Source organism: Cupriavidus gilardii (genome assembly GCF_017598945.1).
Taxonomy (GTDB): Bacteria; Pseudomonadota; Gammaproteobacteria; order Burkholderiales; family Burkholderiaceae; genus Cupriavidus; species Cupriavidus gilardii_E.
On sequence record NZ_JAGFTW010000062.1, the window covers coordinates 1 to 3,866 of the forward strand.

2 protein-coding genes are annotated in these 3,866 nt (G+C 65.4%); both read right to left on the minus strand.

Features of this window, described 5'->3' with window-relative positions:
- A partial coding sequence (locus J5T34_RS23815) for a condensation domain-containing protein (protein ID WP_208583367.1) occupies positions 1 to 1,786 on the minus strand: 1,786 nt, incomplete at its 3' end.
- Positions 1,783 to 3,866, minus strand: a 2,084-nt coding sequence (locus J5T34_RS23820) for a non-ribosomal peptide synthetase (protein ID WP_208583368.1), incomplete at its 5' end; no start/stop codon positions are given. The genes J5T34_RS23820 and J5T34_RS23815, both read right to left, overlap by 4 nt.

Consider the following 3,866-nt stretch of genomic DNA (forward strand, 5'->3'; position numbering starts at 1 on the left):
TGCGCGCAGCAGGCAGCTCAGGGTCCAGCGGCAGATAGGCGGCGCCGGCCTTGAGCGTGGCAAGCAGCCGTACGATCAGGTCCGGGCTGCGGTCGAGCACCACGCCGACGACGGTTTCCGGGCCTGCACCGGCGGCATGCAAGGCGTAGGCAAGACGTGTGGACTCGGTATCGAGCTCGCCGTAGCGGATGGCACGCGCTCCGCAGCGTACGGCAATGGCATCAGGGCGCTGTGCGGCCTGGCGTCCGATCGCGATATGGGGGGGCTCAGCCGCCGAGAAGCGCCGATCAACGGTATTCCAGCCGTTTAGCTGTCGTTCCTCATCCGTACTCAGCAGCGGGACCCCGGCGATGGCGATGGCCGGGTTGTCGGCCACGCACTGCAGCACACCGATGTAGTGGCGCTGCAAACGTTCGACCGTGTCGTGCTCAAACAGATCGGCAGCATAGCCAAACACGCCGCTGAGGACGCCCTGCTCGTCCTCCTGCGTATCGAGCGCCAGATCGACCTTCGCTGCGTTCGCCGTACGTTCGACCTTCTCCAGCACCAGTCCCGGCAGGCGATCCAGCGCGCGCAGATCGCGCCGCTGATGGTTCAGCATGACCTGGAACAGCGGGTTGTGCGACAGATCGCGTTCCGGCTGCAGCGCCTCGACCAGTTGCTCGAACGGCAGCTCCTGATGGGCCTGCGCCTGCAGCACCGATTCCCGAGCAGTAGCAAGCACCGCATCGAATGCCATGCTGCCGTCGATGTCGGTCCGCAGTACCTGTGTGTTGACGAAGAAGCCAACCACACCCTCGGTTTCGACGCGGTTGCGGTTGGCCACCGGCACGCCGATGCGCAGGTCGCGCTGGCCGGTGTAGCGGTAGAGCAGCACCTGAAAGGCGGCAAGCAGCACGGTGAAAAGCGTGGTGTCGGTCCGACGCGCCAACGCCCTGAGCTTGGCCGACAGCGCGGCATCGAGCGAGAACGAGACGGCGCCGCCGCGATGGCTCGGCACGGCTGGGCGAGGTCGGTCGGTGGGCAGTTCCAGCACGACAGTGCCATCGTCGGCGAGATGCGATTTCCAGTAGCGCAGCTGCCGTTCCAGTTCGCCGGCTTCGAGCCATTGCTTCTGCCAGGCGGCATAGTCGGCGTACTGAATCGGCAGCGGCGGCAATGGCACGGGCTGACCGGTGACGAAGCCCGCATAGAGCCGAGCGAACTCGTCGATGACCACGTTCATGGACCAGCCGTCGGAGACGATATGGTGCATGGTGACGAGCAGGATGTGGTCGTCGTCGGCCAGCCACAGCAGGCGCACGCGCAGCAGCGGTCCGAGTTCGAGGTCGAACGGCGCTTGCGCTTCGGCGTCGACCTGTGACTGGATCGCGGCGTCGCGCTGGGCTGGATGCGAGTCGCGTAGATCAGTGATCGCGATCGGCAAGGGGTGGGCCGGATGGATGCGCTGCACGGCCTGCTCGCCGTCCTGATGGAACGTGGTGCGCAGGCTTTCGTGCCGTTCCACCAGCGCATCGAAGGTTTGCTGAAGCGCTGCTTGATCGAGGACGCCGCGTAGCCGCACGGCGCGCGGAATGTTGTAGAGGCCGCTGTCGCGATCCAGCTGCCACAGAAACCATAGCCGCTGCTGCGCATAGGACAACGCGGCCTCGCTGCACCCCCGAGCCGCGATCGGCAGCCGCCCAAAGTTCATGCCGCGGGCCTTCAGTTCGTCAATGAATCGCTGCTGCCCCGAGGGAGACAAGCTCGCGAACCGCTGTGCAAGGCGAAGTTTGTCAGCACTCATGCTTCTGTCTCCAGCGTATCCAGCCACGCGTCCATGTCGGCCCACTGTTCCGCTTCGGGGGGGCTGTCTTGCGCGTTGTGCTTGTCATTCGTTTGCGCGATGCTGGCCGCCATCTCGGCGAGACTCGACGATTCGAAATACACCCGTAGTGGCACTGGCGCGGGCAGCCGCGCGTTGACCAGGGCGGCCAGCCGTGTCACCAGCAGCGAGTGGCCGCCGAGGTCGAAGAAGTTGTCGTGGATGCCGACTTGCTCGATGCCCAGGACGTCTTGCCAGACCTGCGCGAGCAGGGCTTCGATCTCGTTGCGCGGGGCGACGTAGCCTTGGGTCTCCCATACCGGTGTTGGGAGCGCGCGGCGATCGAGCTTGCCGTTCGGCGTAATCGGCAATCGGTCCAACGCGATGATCTGCGCGGGGACCATGTGGTCCGGCAGCTGTTGTTTGAGCCGGGACTTGAGCGTTGTGATGTCCGTTCCGTTCAGCACGCAGTAGGCGACCAGCCGGTCCTCGTGGACGATCACGGTGGCGTCCTTGACGCCGGCTTGGGACCGCAGCAGATGCCCGATCTCCCCAAGTTCGACGCGATAGCCGCGGATCTTGACCTGTTCGTCCTGACGGCCGAGGTATTCGATGCGGCCTTCAGCGTCCTGCTTGACGCGGTCGCCGGTGCGGTACATTCGTGCGCCCGTTACGAACGGATCGGGGACGAAGCGCTCGGCGGTCAGTCCGGGCCGACCGAGATAGCCGCGAGCGAGCTGCGGGCCGCCGATATACAGCTCCCCTACGATGCCGGCCGGTACAGGGTTCAGGTCGCCGTCGAGCACATAGACTCGCGAGCCGGGCAATGGTGTGCCGGTTGGCAGTTGCCGTTTGGGCAATGTGGCGGCTTCATGCGTCAGCACGCCGACGGTGGTCTCCGTTGGCCCGTAGTGGTTGAACAGCCGGCAATGCGGCTTCAAGCCGCGCACCGTGCGAGCCAGCTCGGCCGAGGTGGGCTCGCCACCGAGGATCAGCGCCTGCTCGGGCAGCACGTCGGCGGGCTGGCGCGCCTGCAGCAGTCCGCGCAGATGGCTCGGGACAATCTTGAGCACGCCAACACGGTGTCGGGCCATGTACTCGGCAAAACGATCGGGATCGAAGCCGCGCTCGCGCGAGATCAAATGCAAGGTCCGGCCGCTGCAAAGGGCGCCGATCAGCACGGTATGGCCGAGGTCGGCAGCCGTAGTCGAGACCATTGCCATCGAGGCGTCGGCAGGCAGCTGCAGCCGGTGCAGCACGCCGGAAACGTAGTGCGCCAGCGCATCGTGGCTGACCAACACGCCCTTGGGGGTACCGGTCGAGCCAGAGGTGTAGATCAGGTAAGCGGCCTGGCCCGGCAGCAACGAGACGGAAGGGGCGTCGGCCACCGGCGCCACGGACGCCGGATCGATGCAATCGAAGCCCGGGACAGCGCCGACCACAACACGAGCACCGGCATCGTCCAGCAGCTGCCGCAACCGTTCGACAGGTTGCCCGGGGTCGAGCGGTACGCAAACCGCCCCGGCTTTCAGGATGCCAAGCAGCCCGGTGACGAAGGTCAATGACCGTTCGACGCAGAGCCCAACCCGCGTCTCGCACCCAACGCCGCGTTCGACCAGCGCTGCCGCGATCGCATTGGCCAAGCTATCGGTTTCGACGCGTGTCAGCGCTTGGTCTTCGTATCTCAGCGCGATGGCAGCGGGATCAGCGGAAACAGTACGCTGCCATGCCGTCAGTACGTCGATTGGCTGGGTACCCGGGGCCTCTCCCACAAGGCGCCCATCGTCTCCGCTTGCAAGGCACAGGTCCCCGACGCAAACGTTCGGGGTCGCCGCCATCTGCTCGAGCACGGCAACATAGTGCCGCTGCAATTGCTGGATGGCCTCCTGCGAAAAGAGATCGCACTGATAGCTGCAGCCGATATCGAGCGTCGATCCGGCAGAGATCACCAGGGTCAGCGGGTAGTTGGTGGTCGCCGCATGAGTGACTTGGCCCAACTTCAGACCGTTCTGTTCGCGCTGACGCAGCGCTGCATCGACCGGGTAGTTTTCGAACACCAGGA